Origin of the sequence: Chroococcidiopsis sp. TS-821 (assembly GCF_002939305.1) — a bacterium.
GTDB lineage: Bacteria > Cyanobacteriota > Cyanobacteriia > Cyanobacteriales > Chroococcidiopsidaceae > Chroogloeocystis.
Genome location: NZ_MVDI01000001.1, coordinates 1,643,354 through 1,658,261 on the forward strand (window position 1 = coordinate 1,643,354; position 14,908 = coordinate 1,658,261).

Annotated in this window: 19 protein-coding genes; 12 read left to right on the forward strand and 7 right to left on the reverse strand. The window is 43.2% G+C overall.

The genetic code is table 11. The features are described from left to right. Positions 1–15: 15 nt before the first annotated feature. A complete protein-coding gene (locus tag B1A85_RS07440; RefSeq protein ID WP_104546209.1) occupies positions 16–606 on the forward strand; it encodes a nucleoside triphosphate pyrophosphatase in 591 nt (196 codons plus the stop codon). A gap of 443 nt (positions 607–1,049) precedes the next feature. Continuing rightward, a complete protein-coding gene (locus B1A85_RS07445) occupies positions 1,050–1,778 on the forward strand; it encodes a phycocyanobilin:ferredoxin oxidoreductase (RefSeq protein WP_104546210.1) in 729 nt (242 codons plus the stop codon). Here B1A85_RS07445 and B1A85_RS25525 read toward each other — a convergent pair. Both B1A85_RS25525 and B1A85_RS07450 read right to left on the reverse strand, forming a co-directional pair. Then, positions 1,766–1,900, reverse strand: coding sequence for a hypothetical protein (locus B1A85_RS25525; protein WP_256387431.1), 135 nt, complete (start codon positions 1,898–1,900; stop codon positions 1,766–1,768). The genes B1A85_RS07445 and B1A85_RS25525 overlap by 13 nt on opposite strands. A 114-nt stretch (positions 1,901–2,014) precedes the next feature. Beyond that, positions 2,015–2,500: an allophycocyanin subunit alpha-B gene (locus B1A85_RS07450; protein ID WP_104546211.1), complete on the reverse strand. Its 486-nt coding sequence runs from the start codon at positions 2,498–2,500 to the stop codon at positions 2,015–2,017. Between the two features lie 85 nt (positions 2,501–2,585). On the opposite strand from B1A85_RS07450, the gene rlmD reads away from it, so the two are divergent. Next, positions 2,586–3,986, forward strand: a complete 1,401-nt coding sequence (rlmD, locus tag B1A85_RS07455; protein WP_104546212.1) for a 23S rRNA (uracil(1939)-C(5))-methyltransferase RlmD — start codon at positions 2,586–2,588, stop codon at positions 3,984–3,986. 92 nt (positions 3,987–4,078) lie between these two features. Here the strand turns inward: rlmD and B1A85_RS07460 are convergent, their stop codons facing one another. Beyond that, on the reverse strand, positions 4,079–4,750 hold the full coding sequence (locus B1A85_RS07460; RefSeq protein WP_104546213.1) for a Uma2 family endonuclease: 672 nt from the start codon (positions 4,748–4,750) through the stop codon (positions 4,079–4,081). Between the two features lie 419 nt (positions 4,751–5,169). Here B1A85_RS07460 and B1A85_RS07465 point away from each other — a divergent pair, with 419 nt between their 5' ends. Continuing rightward, positions 5,170–5,619, forward strand: a complete 450-nt coding sequence (locus B1A85_RS07465) for an anti-sigma regulatory factor (RefSeq protein ID WP_104546214.1) — start codon at positions 5,170–5,172, stop codon at positions 5,617–5,619. Between the two features lie 4 nt (positions 5,620–5,623). Here B1A85_RS07465 and B1A85_RS07470 read toward each other — a convergent pair whose 3' ends face one another. Beyond that, on the reverse strand, positions 5,624–5,914 hold the full coding sequence (locus B1A85_RS07470) for a DUF6439 family protein (RefSeq protein ID WP_104546335.1): 291 nt from the start codon (positions 5,912–5,914) through the stop codon (positions 5,624–5,626). A 108-nt stretch (positions 5,915–6,022) separates the two neighbouring features. On the opposite strand from B1A85_RS07470, the gene B1A85_RS07475 reads away from it, so the two are divergent. From B1A85_RS07475 to B1A85_RS26025, 4 genes are all read left to right on the forward strand, one after another. Further along, on the forward strand, positions 6,023–6,364 hold the full coding sequence (locus B1A85_RS07475; protein WP_104546215.1) for a DUF2203 domain-containing protein: 342 nt from the start codon (positions 6,023–6,025) through the stop codon (positions 6,362–6,364). Between the two features lie 203 nt (positions 6,365–6,567). Continuing rightward, on the forward strand, positions 6,568–7,959 hold the full coding sequence (asnS, locus tag B1A85_RS07480; protein WP_104546216.1) for an asparagine--tRNA ligase: 1,392 nt from the start codon (positions 6,568–6,570) through the stop codon (positions 7,957–7,959). 79 nt (positions 7,960–8,038) lie between these two features. After that, positions 8,039–8,170, forward strand: coding sequence for a hypothetical protein (locus tag B1A85_RS26020; RefSeq protein ID WP_371681638.1), 132 nt, complete (start codon positions 8,039–8,041; stop codon positions 8,168–8,170). A 10-nt stretch (positions 8,171–8,180) separates the two neighbouring features. Next, positions 8,181–8,363, forward strand: a complete 183-nt coding sequence (locus B1A85_RS26025) for a hypothetical protein (RefSeq protein WP_371681639.1) — start codon at positions 8,181–8,183, stop codon at positions 8,361–8,363. Positions 8,364–8,422: 59 nt separating this feature from the next. Here B1A85_RS26025 and B1A85_RS23555 read toward each other — a convergent pair whose 3' ends face one another. After that, positions 8,423–8,602, reverse strand: a complete 180-nt coding sequence (locus B1A85_RS23555; protein ID WP_146087146.1) for a hypothetical protein — start codon at positions 8,600–8,602, stop codon at positions 8,423–8,425. Positions 8,603–8,605: 3 nt separating this feature from the next. Here B1A85_RS23555 and B1A85_RS07495 point away from each other — a divergent pair, with 3 nt between their 5' ends. The 3 genes from B1A85_RS07495 to cysW all read left to right on the forward strand — a co-directional run bounded on the left by B1A85_RS07495 (position 8,606) and on the right by cysW (position 11,473). Beyond that, positions 8,606–9,667, forward strand: coding sequence for a sulfate ABC transporter substrate-binding protein (locus B1A85_RS07495; protein ID WP_104546218.1), 1,062 nt, complete (start codon positions 8,606–8,608; stop codon positions 9,665–9,667). A gap of 95 nt (positions 9,668–9,762) precedes the next feature. Further along, positions 9,763–10,608, forward strand: a complete 846-nt coding sequence (cysT, locus tag B1A85_RS07500; RefSeq protein ID WP_104546219.1) for a sulfate ABC transporter permease subunit CysT — start codon at positions 9,763–9,765, stop codon at positions 10,606–10,608. After that, positions 10,598–11,473 (forward strand): sulfate ABC transporter permease subunit CysW, encoded by an 876-nt coding sequence (cysW, locus tag B1A85_RS07505; protein WP_104546220.1) that lies wholly within the window; start codon positions 10,598–10,600, stop codon positions 11,471–11,473. The genes cysT and cysW overlap by 11 nt, the downstream gene beginning before the upstream one ends. 171 nt (positions 11,474–11,644) lie before the next feature. Here the strand turns inward: cysW and B1A85_RS07510 are convergent, their stop codons facing one another. Continuing rightward, positions 11,645–12,292, reverse strand: a complete 648-nt coding sequence (locus tag B1A85_RS07510; RefSeq protein WP_104546221.1) for a response regulator transcription factor — start codon at positions 12,290–12,292, stop codon at positions 11,645–11,647. A 306-nt stretch (positions 12,293–12,598) separates the two neighbouring features. Further along, complete coding sequence (locus tag B1A85_RS07515) at positions 12,599–13,066, reverse strand: ferredoxin (RefSeq protein ID WP_104546222.1); 468 nt, start codon at positions 13,064–13,066, stop codon at positions 12,599–12,601. A gap of 281 nt (positions 13,067–13,347) precedes the next feature. On the opposite strand from B1A85_RS07515, the gene B1A85_RS07520 reads away from it, so the two are divergent. Continuing rightward, positions 13,348–14,859, forward strand: coding sequence for an FAD-dependent oxidoreductase (locus B1A85_RS07520; RefSeq protein ID WP_104546223.1), 1,512 nt, complete (start codon positions 13,348–13,350; stop codon positions 14,857–14,859). Positions 14,860–14,908: the final 49 nt, after the last annotated feature.

Consider the following 14,908-nt stretch of genomic DNA (forward strand, 5'->3'; position numbering starts at 1 on the left):
TCACCCCTCTAACCCATGGGTATGCAATTTGTACTTGCTTCTGCTTCCCCAGCGCGACGTCGTTTATTACAAAGCGTTGGAATTGAGCCTACAGTTGCGCCGAGTAACTTTGATGAATCGCAGGTTAAAGAACGCGATCCTCGATTGTTAGTCAAAACTTTAGCACGCAGTAAAGCCGAAACTGTTGCACCTCAATTTGATTCTGGATTAATTATGGGGTGCGATTCGGTTTTATTAATCAATGGTGAAATTCACGGTAAACCTGCTAACGTTTCTGAAGCGATCGCCCGCTGGCAAAAAATGCGGGGTAACGTTGGCGAACTCTATACAGGTCATGCTTTAATTGACTTGCGTCAACGCCATACACTAGTACGCTGCCAAGTGACACGAGTTTATTTTGCTGTAGCAAGCGATCGTCAAATTGAAGCTTACGTTGCGACAGGAGAACCGCTTAAATGCGCTGGTGGCTTTGCTTTAGAAGGCAAAGGCGGTTTATTTGTAGAGAAGCTAGAAGGGTGTCATACCAATGTCATTGGTTTAAGTTTGCCGCTACTACGCCATATGCTAAGTGACTTAGGCTACGATGTTACGGATTTTTGGCATTAGTACAAATATATAAACAATATATAAACACTGATGCGCGTGAAGCACAATTTCTCCGTAGTGCGCAACCCATGCAACTCATTCATCGCTGGATAAGTGACACAAAAGCAACGCTTCGTTGTGACTAAAATCGCTAGGAAGTTCGCGTAGTTCTAGCTATTTGCTGTAAATTCTTCTGGCTTTACTTGATTTAGAAAAGTTTGATACTCCACCATTGCGAGTGTTCGTTAGAAATTGCTTACACATCAAGCTGCATTAGAAGTTCCTTTATCAGCGTCGGCTCGGTGCTATTTACGCTTATTCAAATTTCTCAAACACATACTGTAACCAATGATACATAAGTACAGCTTCAGCCATAAGTTGTTTCATAAATTTACTTTTAGGAGAGCGGTAGGACTGCTAGCGGTAATCTAGTTAAAACGACAAGTAAACGCAAGTGTTGTTTTATGACATCCACCATTTACTCGCTACGCTCGCAACAGCATCCCCTAATTCGTCAATTAGCTGATACCATCGAGTCAACTTGGCAGCGGTTAGAACTCTCGCCTTACCAGTTACCGCACGAGTTTGGGTATGTGGAAGGAAGATTAGAAGGCGAAAAACTCACGATTGAAAATCGCTGCTATCAGGCGCCGCAATTTCGCAAAATGCACCTCGAACTCGCCAAAGTAGGAACAACGTTGGATATTTTGCATTGCGTCATGTTTCCTCGCGCCGAATACAATTTACCGATGTTCGGTTGCGATTTAGTTGGCGGAAGAGGGCAAATTAGTGCTGCGATCGCCGATCTATCTCCTGTTGCGGATGGTAACTTACCAAATACCTATACCCAAGCATTAGCTGCGCTTCCCGCAGTTCATTTTTCACAACCAAGAGAACTTCCAAAATGGGGACACATTTTCTCTCAATTTTGTCTATTTGTTCGCCCGAATGGTGAAATCGAAGAAGCACATTTTCTCCAGCAAGTACAAAACTACTTAGATATTCACGTAACACAGGCGATCGCAGCGCAACCCGTATCCGCAGCGCAAAAAGCACAAATTTTAGCAGGTCAACGCAACTACTGCATCCAACAGCAGCAAAACGATAAAACCCGTCGGGTTCTAGAAAAAGCTTTTGGCAAAGAATGGGCAGATCGCTATATGACAACCGTCTTGTTTGACTACATCGAGTAAGTAAAAACAGTCCCCACCAACTGCGATCGCTCTAACAAAAATGCTAGCAGCAGTCGTAGATAGTGGGGTATTAGGTGAAATGAATTGTCGCCTAGTGACCAAAGTCGCGGCTTGATAGACAAAGTTCACCTGCGTGAACTAACGAAATTTAGTGCTAAAGAGATCTGTAGAGACAGATTTTGTTTTTCTAGCTGCGGTTTTAACCAATCAACTTTTTCGTCGAACTGACATTAGCACTAAGACATAGCTTGAATAATATAATCAAAGTAGGGCGCAGCTTCGGCAGCGTCTTCTGAACTTAATAAGCCCAACGATGCTTCCTTAAGACAACGAATCGATTCCACCATTCCTGGGACAGGCACGCCGAGCGAATTATACATTTCTCGGACACCGATTAAACCAATTTTTTCAATTGGTTCTTTGTCGCCAGAAAGCACGCCATAAGTAATCAAGCGCAAGTACCAACCGTAGTCACGCAGACACAAAGCCCGCTGGCGTTCGCCATAAGCATTTCCACCAGGTGCGATAAAATCAGGACGTTTCTGCCAAAGTTGTTTACTGGCTTGCTGAACAATCTTCTTTTCATTTTCTGCTAGCGTACTCGCAATACGCATCCGTTGTTCGCCGGTTTGCAAAAAATCTTTGATGTTTTTTAGTTCGCCGCTGCTAGGATAACGCAATTCGTCGTCGGCTTTAAGAATAACTTGGCTAACTACACTCATGATTAGGGGAATCTCAAAGAATTTCAAAAGAATATCACTTGTAGTTTAACGAGTCAGTGGCACTCAAAGAAAGAGAGAGAATACTGTGTCCATAACAGAATTATCTAATATTGATGCTCAAAATCAGTCAAAAAATTTGTGGCGACAAGGTAACTTAGTCGAAGTTGTCATTCATGACTTGAGCGATACTGGCGACGGCGTAGGAAAATTTGGCGATCGCGTTGTTTTCGTTCCTGATACTGCGCCAGGCGATCGCGCCTTAGTACGCCTTACTTATACGAAACCCGAATTCGCGCGTGCTAAGCTTTACAAGTTACTCGAATCCTCTCCACACCGCATTCGTCCGAGTTGTATTGTTGCAGATAAGTGTGGCGGTTGTCAGTGGCAGCATATTAGTTATAAATATCAATTAGAAGCTAAACGCAATCTCGTTATCCAGGCTTTACAACGTATTGGTGGCTTTAATAACCCTCCTGTTGATTCGGTTCTCGCCGCACCTTCACCGTTAAACTACCGCAATAAAGCGACCTATCCTTTAGGAATTTCGGCAACTGGACAAGTTCAAGCAGGTTACTTTCAAAAAAATAGCCATCAATTAATTAATCTTAATCAATGTCCTATCCAAGACTCGCGGTTAAATCCCTTACTACGCGAAGTTAAGCAAGATATTCAACGCCAAAAGTGGCAAATATACGATGAAAAGCGCCACCAAGGGCAAATTCGTCACTTAGCGCTACGTATTGGACGTCGCACAGGTGAAATGCTGCTCACACTTGTCGTCAAAGATTGGCTACCAGAAGTTGCAACCCAAGCCCAAATATGGTTGGATCGCTATCCCCAGTTAGTCGGTGTCGCCGTCAATCGCAACCGCGATCGCACTAATGCAATTTTCGGGCAAGAAACTCGGTGTGTCGCAGGTAGAAACTATCTTATTGAAGAATTTGCTGGATTGCAATTTCAAATACGCCCTGAGACATTCTTTCAAGTCAACACCGAAGTCGCAGAAGCTTTATTGCCAGAAATCGCGCAGCAACTCAATTTACAAGGACACGAAATATTACTCGATGCGTATTGTGGAATTGGTACGCTAACTTTACCTTTAGCACAGCAAGTTAGACGAGCAATTGGTTTAGAACTACAACCAGCATCAGTACAGCAAGCACAACGCAACGCAGATTTAAATCACATCAATAATGTCACTTTTGTAGTAGGTGCAGTGGAAAAATTGCTGCCACAGCTAGATATCGTACCTGATGTTGTTTTACTCGACCCGCCGCGTAAAGGATGCGATCGCACAGTTATTGAAACTTTATTGCAAGTGCAACCATCACGAATTGTCTACGTAAGTTGTAAAGCCGCAACTCTCGCCCGCGACCTCAAATTACTCTGTCAAACAGGAATGTATCAGTTAGTACGCGTCCAACCCGCAGATTTCTTCCCACAAACATCGCACGTAGAATGTGCAGCCTTTCTTGTCAGTAGTTAGTCGTTAGTTGAATTGACTAAGAACATCAGCCGAATTCTATTTCCGAATCAAAAGCGTTTGAGAAGCATATAGAAGGCTAATATAACGAGTCATTATTCATATTTATTCTTATTAACGCGAACGGCGCGCCATTGCCGAATCCATTGTCTGAATGCTTTTAAAGCACGACTTCTCCCCAGCGAACGTGCTTGCGCAACAAAGTCTGTGATTAATGCTATAACTGGCAGTTCAGGAAACGTTGGACTGATAGAAGACTCTTTGTATTGGTCATTTTGCAGCACATCAATTCGTAACTGGCCATTCTCAAACCGCCAAAGTTCTGGAACTTGTAATGCTTTGTAAGCTTCTAGCTGAGTTTTAGAAGTGATGTCAATCTCAATTACTAAATCTGGTGGAGGATCTACCGTCAGGTCAATTCTACTGCGACCAATCATTTGTACGTAATTCGCAATGTAGAATGACTCATCAGGCTCAACTCCACGTTCCATATCCTGTCGCTTAAAAGTCGTTGAACCAAAAGACTCACAATCTATTTCTAATTCTTCGAGTAAGATTTTTACTAAATCTCCAACGATTCCCTTAATTACTTCATGTTCTGGCAGCGGTGACATAATCTCTAACGTACCCTGGCTGTAGGCAACTCGCGAGCCACGATGTTCGCCTAAATCTTCTAAAATCTCCTCAAATTGCTGCCAGTTTACATTTCGCAATAATATACGTTGTCCTGGTGAGATATCAAGTTGACTGAGTTGCAGCGTTACCATAATTTGTAATTGACAACAATTGAATTTTGTTGAACATTATCGCAAGTTGCAATTGCACATACCAATACTTCAAGTATTGTCTCTACATTTATAAATGTTAGAATAAAATTAAACCTGCATTTTTTAGCTAGAAAAAAAGGTTTACGGGTATATCCGCAAGCAAGTCAACTTTAGATTGGCAGAAAACTGACGGGGAATCTATGCTTTTGAGGGCTGAAAGCTTGATACAACTAAATGACTGCACAATCATCTTTATCGCAATAGACTACACGATCAGATCGCAAACGGCTTTTCAGTGAAATGTTCCAATTTCCTTAGAACTAATTAATCTTTGCTCCAAGTGAATTGGATTTAAGTAACTAAAATCGGCAAAACATCAGCTGATATTTACTAGCTAAAAGCTACGAGGTTTTTGATCTGTGATTACTATTTCACCTCGTCCAGTAGGACGTCCTTGGGGTACAATAAGTTTCGCCTCAACTCTTTATCTTTGTCCAATTTTGGACTTACTTTTGGCAGAAGTACCTCATAGATGGCAAGCAGAACTACGTTTAGGGCTACAAGAAGCATTAGTTAATGCAGCAAAACACGGCAACAATCTCGATCCTAGTAAGCTAGTCATCGTTAAGTTTAAGGTCGAAGACGACCACTATTGGTGGTTAATTTCCGACGAAGGTCGAGGGTTTACTCCTCCGTGCGAATGTAATGGCAATCCCCACGAATACTTACCTCCAGAAGAAGCAGAAAATGGTCGGGGATTATGTATTCTACACAAAATTTTCGATCGCGTTCATTGGAACGCCGATGGAACAGAATTAAGACTCGGTAAATACTTTAATAATCGCTTCCGCCTACCACTGCTGCACTAACAAGCTATCCTGACTTAGTTGCGCGTCCATGTGTAGGACAAGGTGGCGCGGAAATTGAGCGATCTAACCAACTTGACGCTTGGTTGAGCCGTTGTAGAGCTTCTTCAGGTTGATCCTTTAGCAAAAATACAATCGCCGCCGCCGCTTGTTCGCTAGCACGTACTTTGCGGTTAGACTTGAATTGATGCCAGTCTTGGGGAGATATTGCAAGTCTTTCCATCAAAGCTTGAGCCAATTCCAAAGTACTCAAGTTTCGAATATGAGAAGCTTTCTTGTCTTGGTCAGTTTGCAGCATACTCATTAAAAGGTATTTTTATTTATTCTTACTTATAATTTTGAGTGCATACCAATTAGTTTAAGGTTTGCTATACAAGATACACAGAACCCTCACTCAAAATCCAAGATGGCGCAGTCGCCCCAAGAACCATTATCAAGTGAAATTGAGCGATCGCTTGCCAAGGTCGAACGCTCGCTCGTTGCGTTAAAGCAACGATACACCCAAGTGCAAAATGACTTACAACGTCAAGCAACACTTCACCAGCGTCAACAAGAACTCAGTAAAACTAAAAACGCAGAGGTTCAAGCTGAATTAAAGCGCATTCAAGCCGAACTTGACGAAATTGAAATAAATTTAGAAAGTCAATTGTTTTCTTGGGGAAGTCTCAAAGAACCATTTTGGCAAGCGGTGCGCTTCGGTGGCTTAGGAATGCTGATCGGTTGGATGTTAAAGTCCTGTACAGGTTAGTGTCAAGAGTGGCTAACTGTAATGACATACGCTTTGAGGATCGGAAAACTTAGTAGTCAAGGCTTTGAGAGTTCGACACGCGTGCTAACTTAATTTGCTATTACAGCTAACAACGAGCAACTAGTCACTATTCACTAATTCTCCCCCTCCTTTTCTGTTTTTACTGCACAATAAGCTTCTTTACTTTCCACTCCCTACTTGCGATCATGAAACGACGAATTATTGATATTTTGCGCCACGGTCAACCAGATGAGTCTGTGATGATTCAAGGTTGGGTAAGAACAAAACGCGACTTGAAAGGATTTGCTTTTATTGAAGTGAACGATGGTTCATCACTCGCAAACCTGCAAGTTGTCCTCAATGCTGAACTTCCAGAGTATGAGTCGCTTTTAAAGCAAGCCAATACAGGATCGTCGGTTGAAGTTACTGGAAAACTCGTCGCTTCGCAAGGAAAAGGACAGCGAATTGAATTACAAGCGCAAAGCGTGAAAGTCTATGGAGAAGCCGATCCCGAAACGTACCCGCTGCAAAAGAAACGTCATTCGTTTGAATTTTTACGCACAATTGGACATTTGCGATCGCGTACCAACTCTTTAGGAGCTGTTTTTCGCGTGCGCAATGCATGTGCAACCGCCGTACATCAATTCTTTCAAGAACGCGGCTTTTTATGGGTACATACGCCAATTATCACGCGCAACGACTGCGAAGGCGCAGGAGAATTATTTACCGTTACAGGCTTTGATCTCAAAGATGTTCCGCGTACAGAAACCCAGGAAGTTGATTTTAGCCAAGACTTTTTTGGCGGACAAGCGTATCTCACCGTGAGTGGGCAACTCGAAGCCGAAGTGATGGCAATGGCATTTAGTAATGTTTACACGTTTGGTCCTACTTTCCGCGCTGAAAACTCAAATACATCGCGCCATTTAGCCGAATTTTGGATGATTGAACCAGAAATGGCGTTTTGCGATCTTCAAGGAAATATGGATTTAGCGGAAGCGTTTCTCAAGCATATCTTTAAGTATGTTTTGGAAACTTGCCCTGAAGATATGGAGTTTTTCAACCAGCGGATTGATAACTCAGTCATTGCCACGGCTGAAAATATTATTCACAACGAGTTTGAGCGCATTACTTACACCGAAGCGATCGCACTTTTAGAAAAAGCTGACTCACACTTTGAGTATCCTGTCAAGTGGGGCTTAGATTTACAATCCGAACACGAGCGTTATTTAGCCGAACACTTATTTAAAAAGCCAGTCATTGTTTCTGACTACCCTGTTGAGATTAAAGCATTTTATATGCGGCTCAACGATGATGAAAAAACTGTTGCAGCGATGGATATCCTTGCGCCCAAAATTGGCGAAATTGTCGGCGGTTCGCAGCGCGAAGAAAGATTAGACATACTAGAACGGAGAATTAAGGCTCAAGGTATGAATCCTGCTGATTTGTGGTGGTATCTCGACTTACGCCGTTATGGTACAGTTCCGCATGCAGGCTTTGGCTTAGGGTTTGAGCGCTTGGTGCAATTTATGACAGGTATGGGTAATATCCGCGATGTGATTCCTTTCCCGCGTACTCCGTTAAGTGCAGAGTTTTAACATAGTAGCAGGTAAATCACATTCAACTGACTGTAGAACAAGCTTTTGCTTGTTTGCGTGTATGTCAGAGGCTTTCTAACTGCTTCCAGCCTATTTATTTCGCTACGATGACACCACTGGAAATGTGTCTATTTTGGCTAGAGTTAACGAAAATCTTGAAATTGTCGTTTATCGCAACGGATTATGGGAGTTTGCTGATGAACAAACTTAACTTTAAAGAAATGAGTAGAGCAGAACTGAGAGCCTATATTATCGCTACTCATGATGATGAAGCTATCTATGAGTTGTTCGTGAATCGTCGTAACCCAAATGCTAAAAAGTATCCAGCGCCTTTGGATGAAGCAGGGTTCAAAATTATGGAAGAAGCTTTTCACCGCAAAATTCAGGGCGAATCAGAACCATAGCTGTTTTTAAAAATCGATGACCTGCGCGATCGCCCAAAGGCATTTTTTATGGAGAAGCCTTAATAGAACTGAGTTGTTCCTTTCCAAACGCTTAACGCTAAACCGAACTTTAATGACAGAAACTCAGCGATCGCCCGTGCCAAGTTTCGTTGCTTTTCTGTGATTTGCTGTGTATAATCGACTTCCAGGGAATTAAATCCGGTATCCCGACCGAATAACCGGGGTTTAAAGGAGAGCATTGCATGGGGCTGTGGCAAAATTTTCTGGGGCTAAGAGCATCCTGGAAGAAGATTGTGTCTCTCTTTCTCGTAGGAGTTGGTTTGAGCGTCGCAATCGCATCGTGCGCGCCTTCGAGTGCGCAAAACCGCGATGTAGAAATTACACTTGTTTCCTACGCCGTGACAAAAGCCGCGTACAAAGAAATCATCCCGCAGTTTACAGCAATGTGGAAACAGCAACATAACCAAAACGTACTATTCAACGAAAGTTACGGCGGTTCTGGTGCGCAAACGCGTGCGGTAGTAGATGGTTTAGACGCCGATGTTGTTGCGTTAGCATTAGCGCTAGACATGAAAAAAATTGAAAAAGCCGGCTTAATTCAACCAGGATGGGAAAAAGAAGCACCAAATAACGCGATCGTGCATAAGTCTGTAGCCGCTATAGTAACTCGGGAAGGCAATCCTCATGGCATTCAAACTTGGTCAGATTTAACAAAAAACAACGTTAGAGTCATTACAGCAAACCCGAAGACTTCTGGTGGGGCGCGGTGGAATTTCTTAGCATTATGGGGCGCAATTAAAAAATCTGGAGGAAGTGACGAGCAAGCTCTAAACTTTACTCGCGAAGTTTATCAAAACGCTCCTGTACTACCGCGAGACGCGCGTGAAGCTAGTGATGTCTTTTTCAACCAAGAAGAAGGCGATGTTCTGATCAATTATGAAAACGAAGTCATATTAGCGGCACAACGTGGAGAGAAGCTACCATATGTTGTTCCAAAAGTCAACATTTCGATTGATAATCCCGTTGCTGTAGTCGATAGAAACGTCGACCGACACGGCAATCGCGAAGTAGCAGAAGCTTTTGTTCAATTTCTCTTTACTCCTGCGGCGCAACGCGAGTTTGCCAAAGTAGGATTTAGACCAGTTGACCCAACAGTCGAACAAGAATTTGCCAACAAATATCCTAAGATTGAAACGCTGTTTACAGTGCAAGATCTTGGAGGCTGGAATACCGTACAGCAGAAGTTCTTTGAAGATGGCGCTGAGTTTGACAAGATTCAAGCAAGTTTGGCTAGAGCAAGATAGTTCTACCAAGGGCGATCGCTTTTTGCAGTTGCAACACTAACAATACCGCGCAGACATTCAATCATCTCATAATTCTACCTATACTCGTTCAACTTATGGCTGTCTCTTCTACGCGCCCAGTTCCTGTGCGCAATAACCAACGGTTTCACTTGTCATGGCCTTGGCGAATTACGATAACTTACATGACCTTTATGCTGTTTTTACCAGTTGCCGCATTATTTTTAAGGGCAGCAACAGTATCACCAGCAGAATTTTGGCAAATTGCAACAAGCCCCATAGCGCTTTCAGCCTATGATGTCACGTTTATTACGGCAATTATGGCGGCTTCAGTGAATGCCGTATTTGGAACTTTAATTGCTTGGGTTTTAGTCCGCTACGATTTTCCCTTAAAGCGGTTTATTGATGCAGCAATCGATTTACCTTTTGCTTTACCAACGGCGGTTGCCGGATTAACGTTGGTATCAGTTTATAGCGAAACAGGTTGGATCGGTTCTTTACTGGCGCCTTTAGGCATTAGAGTCGCATTTACACGGTTAGGTGTTGGTGTGGCAATGCTGTTTATTTCCTTACCATTCGTCGTGCGATCGCTACAGCCTGTTTTACAAGAATTGGATATCGATGTCGAAGAAGCCGCGTGGAGTTTAGGTGCTTCTCGAATTCAAACCTTTTGGCGTGTTGTTTTACCGCCATTACTACCAGCTTTGTTAACAGGTGTCGCCCTGGGTTTCTCCCGTGCTGTGGGAGAGTACGGCTCAATTGTGATTGTTGCTTCTAATATTGCATTTAAAGATTTAATTGCATCTGTACTGATATTCCAGCGTTTAGAACAGTACGACTATGCAGGTGCAACCGTTATTGGTACCGTTTTATTACTAATTTCGCTCCTCATTCTCGTGGGGATCAATTTGTTACAAGCTTGGAGGAGACGTTATGAAGTCTAATGCCTTAGGTGGCGATATAATTGCTCAAAATAAAGCAGGTTCTCAAACACGAGAAGCCCCCTGGGTAAGAATTGCATTAATTGGAATTGCCATTAGTTATCTTGGCTTAGTCCTATTTTTGCCAGCACTTAACGTTTTCTACCAGGCTTTCCGAAATGGAGTTGGACCATTCTTGCACAACTTTACCGATCCAGCATTTATCAATGCAATTAGACTCACACTACTGATTGCTTTAATTGTTGTACCCATCAACACTGTTTTTGGTTTATGTGCAGCTTGGGCAATCACGCGGCATAAATTTCCTGGTCGAGCTTTAGTTATTAGCATTATAGATTTACCTTTTGCCGTCTCTCCTGTTGTCGCAGGCTTAATGCTCGTATTACTCTACGGTAGAAGTGGTTGGTTAGGACCAACGCTAGAAGCACTAAATATCAGAATTATTTTTGCACTTCCTGCGATGATTATTGCCAGTGCTTTTATCACTATGCCCTTCGTCGCCAGAGAAGTGATTCCTGTACTCGAAGAAGCTGGTACGGATCAAGAAGAAGCAGCTAAGACCTTAGGCGCAAAAGATTGGCAGATATTCTGGCGCGTCACACTTCCCAATATTCGTTGGGGGCTACTATACGGCGTAATTCTAACGAATGCCAGAGTTATGGGCGAATTTGGTGCCGTATCTGTTGTTTCAGGGAATATTATCCGTAAAACACAAACGCTGCCGCTATACGTTGAAGAAGCGTACAAACAGTACGAATCTCAAGCGGCATTTGCTGCATCAGTCCTACTTGCTTGTTTAGCATTAGTCACTTTGGTACTCAAAGAAATTCTAGAGCGCAAAACAAGTATCAAAGACGTGCAAGAGTAGATCGCGATCGCGCTTTCCACTCAAGCTAAAATATGAGTTTGCTAGAAAGCATCAGGTGCAGGGGAAGTAGACAACTGTAGTCCGTTGTAACCACTGCTGTCACATGACAAAAAATTGATCTACTAGGGTAGTAGATCGCATACTTCGTACTTAGCAAGTCCTAGGAATGACTTACGCCATTTGATTTTCAATCGCCCAGCGTGCTAACTCGGTTCGGTTGTGTAACCCCGTTTTACCCAACATATTGGAAACATGGCTTTCCACCGTCCGCTGACTCACATTGAGCTCTTCAGCAATGTCACGGTTAGCCAAACCCCTAGCAACAAATTGCACGACCTTGAGCTCCGTTTGCGTCAAGTGAACGTCAAAAGGAACTTGAATTTTGGGTGCAATTTCACTTCCGTTATTTGTTTGCTGCGTGCGCCGATATGCCTGTTTCAGCGATGCTTCTACCTGTGCGACGAGTTCTTCTGGCTCAAACGGCCTGACCATGTAAACATCAGCACCAGTATTCAGACCTTTAACTCGATCTTGACTTTGACCTTTAGCCGACAGGAACAAAACCGGAATCCAGCTAATGCGCTCATCTTGGCGGACATTGTTGACAAAGGTGTAGCCATCCATTTCTGGCATCATCACATCGCAGATAATCATATCTGGAATTTCTTGCTCTAGAATTTGCAAAGCTTCGCGTCCATTTTCTGCAGTAATCACTTCGTAGCCACGAAATTCTAAGTAATCTTTGACGAGCAAAATTAAGTTCGGGTCATCGTCAATCAGGAGTAGTCGCTTGTTGTCTTTGGCAGTAGTTTCTTTCATGGTGTCTGCTACTCACTACAATTGAGCTAAAGGTATTTATCAATAATCTTTTCTACAATATTTTCTGCCTGTTGGCATGTTATTAATCATATTATTGTCTGAACAAAGTATATTAACATTATGTTTTTTGAGAAGGTTTACAAGCCGTAACTGAGACAGAGGCAGTGAAATATTAACAACGATACGAAGATTTGGCAGTATATCTAACGCGATATTATATCTGCATTCGCAGAAATTGTAGGTATCTAGTCAGCAATTATCTGAGTTTTAATTGAAGTTGACTAATATTGGTAGCGATCGCTGCTACTATTCAACACTCGCAGCATTCTGCACCATAGCAGTCGGTTCAGGTAAAGGATGCGTCAAAAAGGCATATTCTGTAACAACTCGATTGCCGATAATATGCTCTTGGATAATGCGCTCGATTACGTCCGGAGTTGCTTGTCGATACCATACTCCATCAGGATAAACAACTAAAATTGGTCCTTGAGTGCAAACACGCAAACAATTTGCCTTAGTACGAAAGATACAACTCGGACGGGTTGCTGTCGGCTTATCTAGTTTTAGCTGTTTCAAGCGCTTTTTGAGATAGTCCCAAGATTCTAAGCTAGCTTCTTTAGAGCAGCATTGCGCAAGCGTTTGATCGGCACAAATAAAGATATGTCGTTGAATTTGTGGTAATCCTAGACTTTGAACGCAAGCATTCAACTCCTCTAAATCTTGCGGCGTACAAGTAGTGTCCGCTACTGTATCGGTTGCGGCTGATTCATCCATCACGACTCTATCACCAACTTTACTTCTCGTAGGCGTTTTCCAATTTAAGCATAATTATTTTGCAGCTAGGAGGCTACAAAGATGTCTAGCAAAAAAGCAGAGTACGAGTAAGAGTTACGATCTTATTACAGCTGTGTCAACAAGAATAGTTGCTACAACAGAGGACACCCGCAAAGGCGCGCTATCCTCCATCAGGGAGTTTTCAAGACAACGGTTCTAAGCTTCCATTGCGTCCTAGCTAGATTGACCATTGCCATACCACCAATTACCCGTTACCACATATGCAATCAACATCAGAATCATCTCCTAAAATCATTGTCGTCGGTGCTGGTTGGGCTGGGTTAGGAGCAACTTATCATTTAGCAAAGCAAGGCTACGACGTGACGCTTTTAGAAGCAAGTCCCTATCCTGGTGGGCTTGTTGCAGGCTGGAAAGCCGCAGAACGTTCAGTAGAAGCCGGAATTCATGGTTTTTGGTATCCCTACAGTAATACCTTTTCCCTCGTCCGCGAATTAGGCATTAATCCGTTTACGCCGTTTACGCGTTCCTCGCAATATTCTCCAGCCGGATTAGAAGTCGTATCGCCGATTTTTCAAGATTTACCGCGACTTCCTTCGCCGCTTGGAACATTTTTGTATACACAGTTTCAGCGTTTACCGCTACTCGATCGCTTGAGTGCTTTACCGCTACTTTATGCTGTGATTGATTTTGATAACTCTGACGCCGCGTGGCGACGCTACGATTCTGTCACCGCTAGAGAGTTATTTAAAGATTTTGGTGTTTCTGCACGTTTATACCGCGATTCCTTTGAGCCGATGCTCTTAGTTGGTTTATTTGCCCCTGGCGAACAGTGTTCTGCTGCAGCAACTTTAGGAATGCTGTATTACTTTATCCTGGCGCATCAACCAAATTTTGACGTCGTTTGGTGTCGCGGAACCGTCGGCGAACTGATTTTTCAGCCTTGGGTCAAACGCATCGAACAAGCTGGTGGTAAATTGGTGGCAAATCAGCGGGTAAGCGATTTGATGCTTGATGACAATGGTCAAGCTACAGGTGTTGTTTGTGGAGAGGAAGTTTTTAGGGCTGATGCAGTCATTTTTGCAGTAGGAATTAGTGGAATGCAAAAGATTATTAGCAATAGTCGCAGCCTGCAAAGTCGTCAAGAATTCCGCGATGTTATGAATTTAGGTGCAATTGATGTTCTAGCAACAAGGTTGTGGTTTGACCGCAAAATTGCAATTCCGCGTCCTTCAAATGCGTGTTTTGGGTTTAATGCAACAACAGGCTGGACATTCTTCGATTTAAATGCGCTGCATGATGAGTACCGCGATTCCCCGGGTACCGTCGTTGAAGCTGATTTTTACCACGCCAATCAATTTCTGCCTTTAAGCGACACAGAAATTGTCTCCCTAGTCCAACGCGACTTAGCAACGTGTATTCCAGCATTTGGTACAGCAAAAGTTATTGACAGTCACGTGATTCGTTTACCACGCGCTGTTACGCATTTTGCCCCAGGTAGTTACCGATATATGTTGCCCGCAACGACGAGTATCAACAATGTCTTTATGAGCGGTGACTGGATTATTAATCGTCACGGTTCTTGGTCGCAGGAAAAGGCTTATGTCACAGGGTTAGAAGCTGCTAACTTAGTCATCTCTCGTTTTGGACGCGGTATTCCAGCCGCAATTATTCCTGTCGAACCTGACGAACCACACATTCAGCTTGGGCGATCGCTCAACCGTAGTTTCCGCAACCTAGCGCAAAATGTACTGCCGAACTTCTGGCTACCTTAATTAAAGATAAGTTTTTAACCCTCACCCCTAAACCCTAATACTATGGCAC

Bases quoted from the DNA above. Each gene is read 5' to 3' on its own strand.
- B1A85_RS07440 (WP_104546209.1), top strand. From the start codon at position 16: ATGGGTATGCAATTTGTACTTGCTTCTGCTTCCCCAGCGCGACGTCGT.
- B1A85_RS07445 (WP_104546210.1), top strand. From the start codon at position 1,050: ATGACATCCACCATTTACTCGCTACGCTCGCAACAGCATCCCCTAATT.
- B1A85_RS07450 (WP_104546211.1), bottom strand. From the start codon at position 2,500: ATGAGTGTAGTTAGCCAAGTTATTCTTAAAGCCGACGACGAATTGCGT.
- B1A85_RS07460 (WP_104546213.1), bottom strand. From the start codon at position 4,750: ATGGTAACGCTGCAACTCAGTCAACTTGATATCTCACCAGGACAACGT.
- B1A85_RS07470 (WP_104546335.1), bottom strand. From the start codon at position 5,914: ATGCTGCAAACTGACCAAGACAAGAAAGCTTCTCATATTCGAAACTTG.
- B1A85_RS07475 (WP_104546215.1), top strand. From the start codon at position 6,023: ATGGCGCAGTCGCCCCAAGAACCATTATCAAGTGAAATTGAGCGATCG.
- B1A85_RS26025 (WP_371681639.1), top strand. From the start codon at position 8,181: ATGAGTAGAGCAGAACTGAGAGCCTATATTATCGCTACTCATGATGAT.
- B1A85_RS23555 (WP_146087146.1), bottom strand. From the start codon at position 8,602: ATGCTCTCCTTTAAACCCCGGTTATTCGGTCGGGATACCGGATTTAAT.
- B1A85_RS07495 (WP_104546218.1), top strand. From the start codon at position 8,606: ATGGGGCTGTGGCAAAATTTTCTGGGGCTAAGAGCATCCTGGAAGAAG.
- cysT (WP_104546219.1), top strand. From the start codon at position 9,763: ATGGCTGTCTCTTCTACGCGCCCAGTTCCTGTGCGCAATAACCAACGG.
- cysW (WP_104546220.1), top strand. From the start codon at position 10,598: ATGAAGTCTAATGCCTTAGGTGGCGATATAATTGCTCAAAATAAAGCA.
- B1A85_RS07510 (WP_104546221.1), bottom strand. From the start codon at position 12,292: ATGAAAGAAACTACTGCCAAAGACAACAAGCGACTACTCCTGATTGAC.
- B1A85_RS07515 (WP_104546222.1), bottom strand. From the start codon at position 13,066: ATGGATGAATCAGCCGCAACCGATACAGTAGCGGACACTACTTGTACG.
- B1A85_RS07520 (WP_104546223.1), top strand. From the start codon at position 13,348: ATGCAATCAACATCAGAATCATCTCCTAAAATCATTGTCGTCGGTGCT.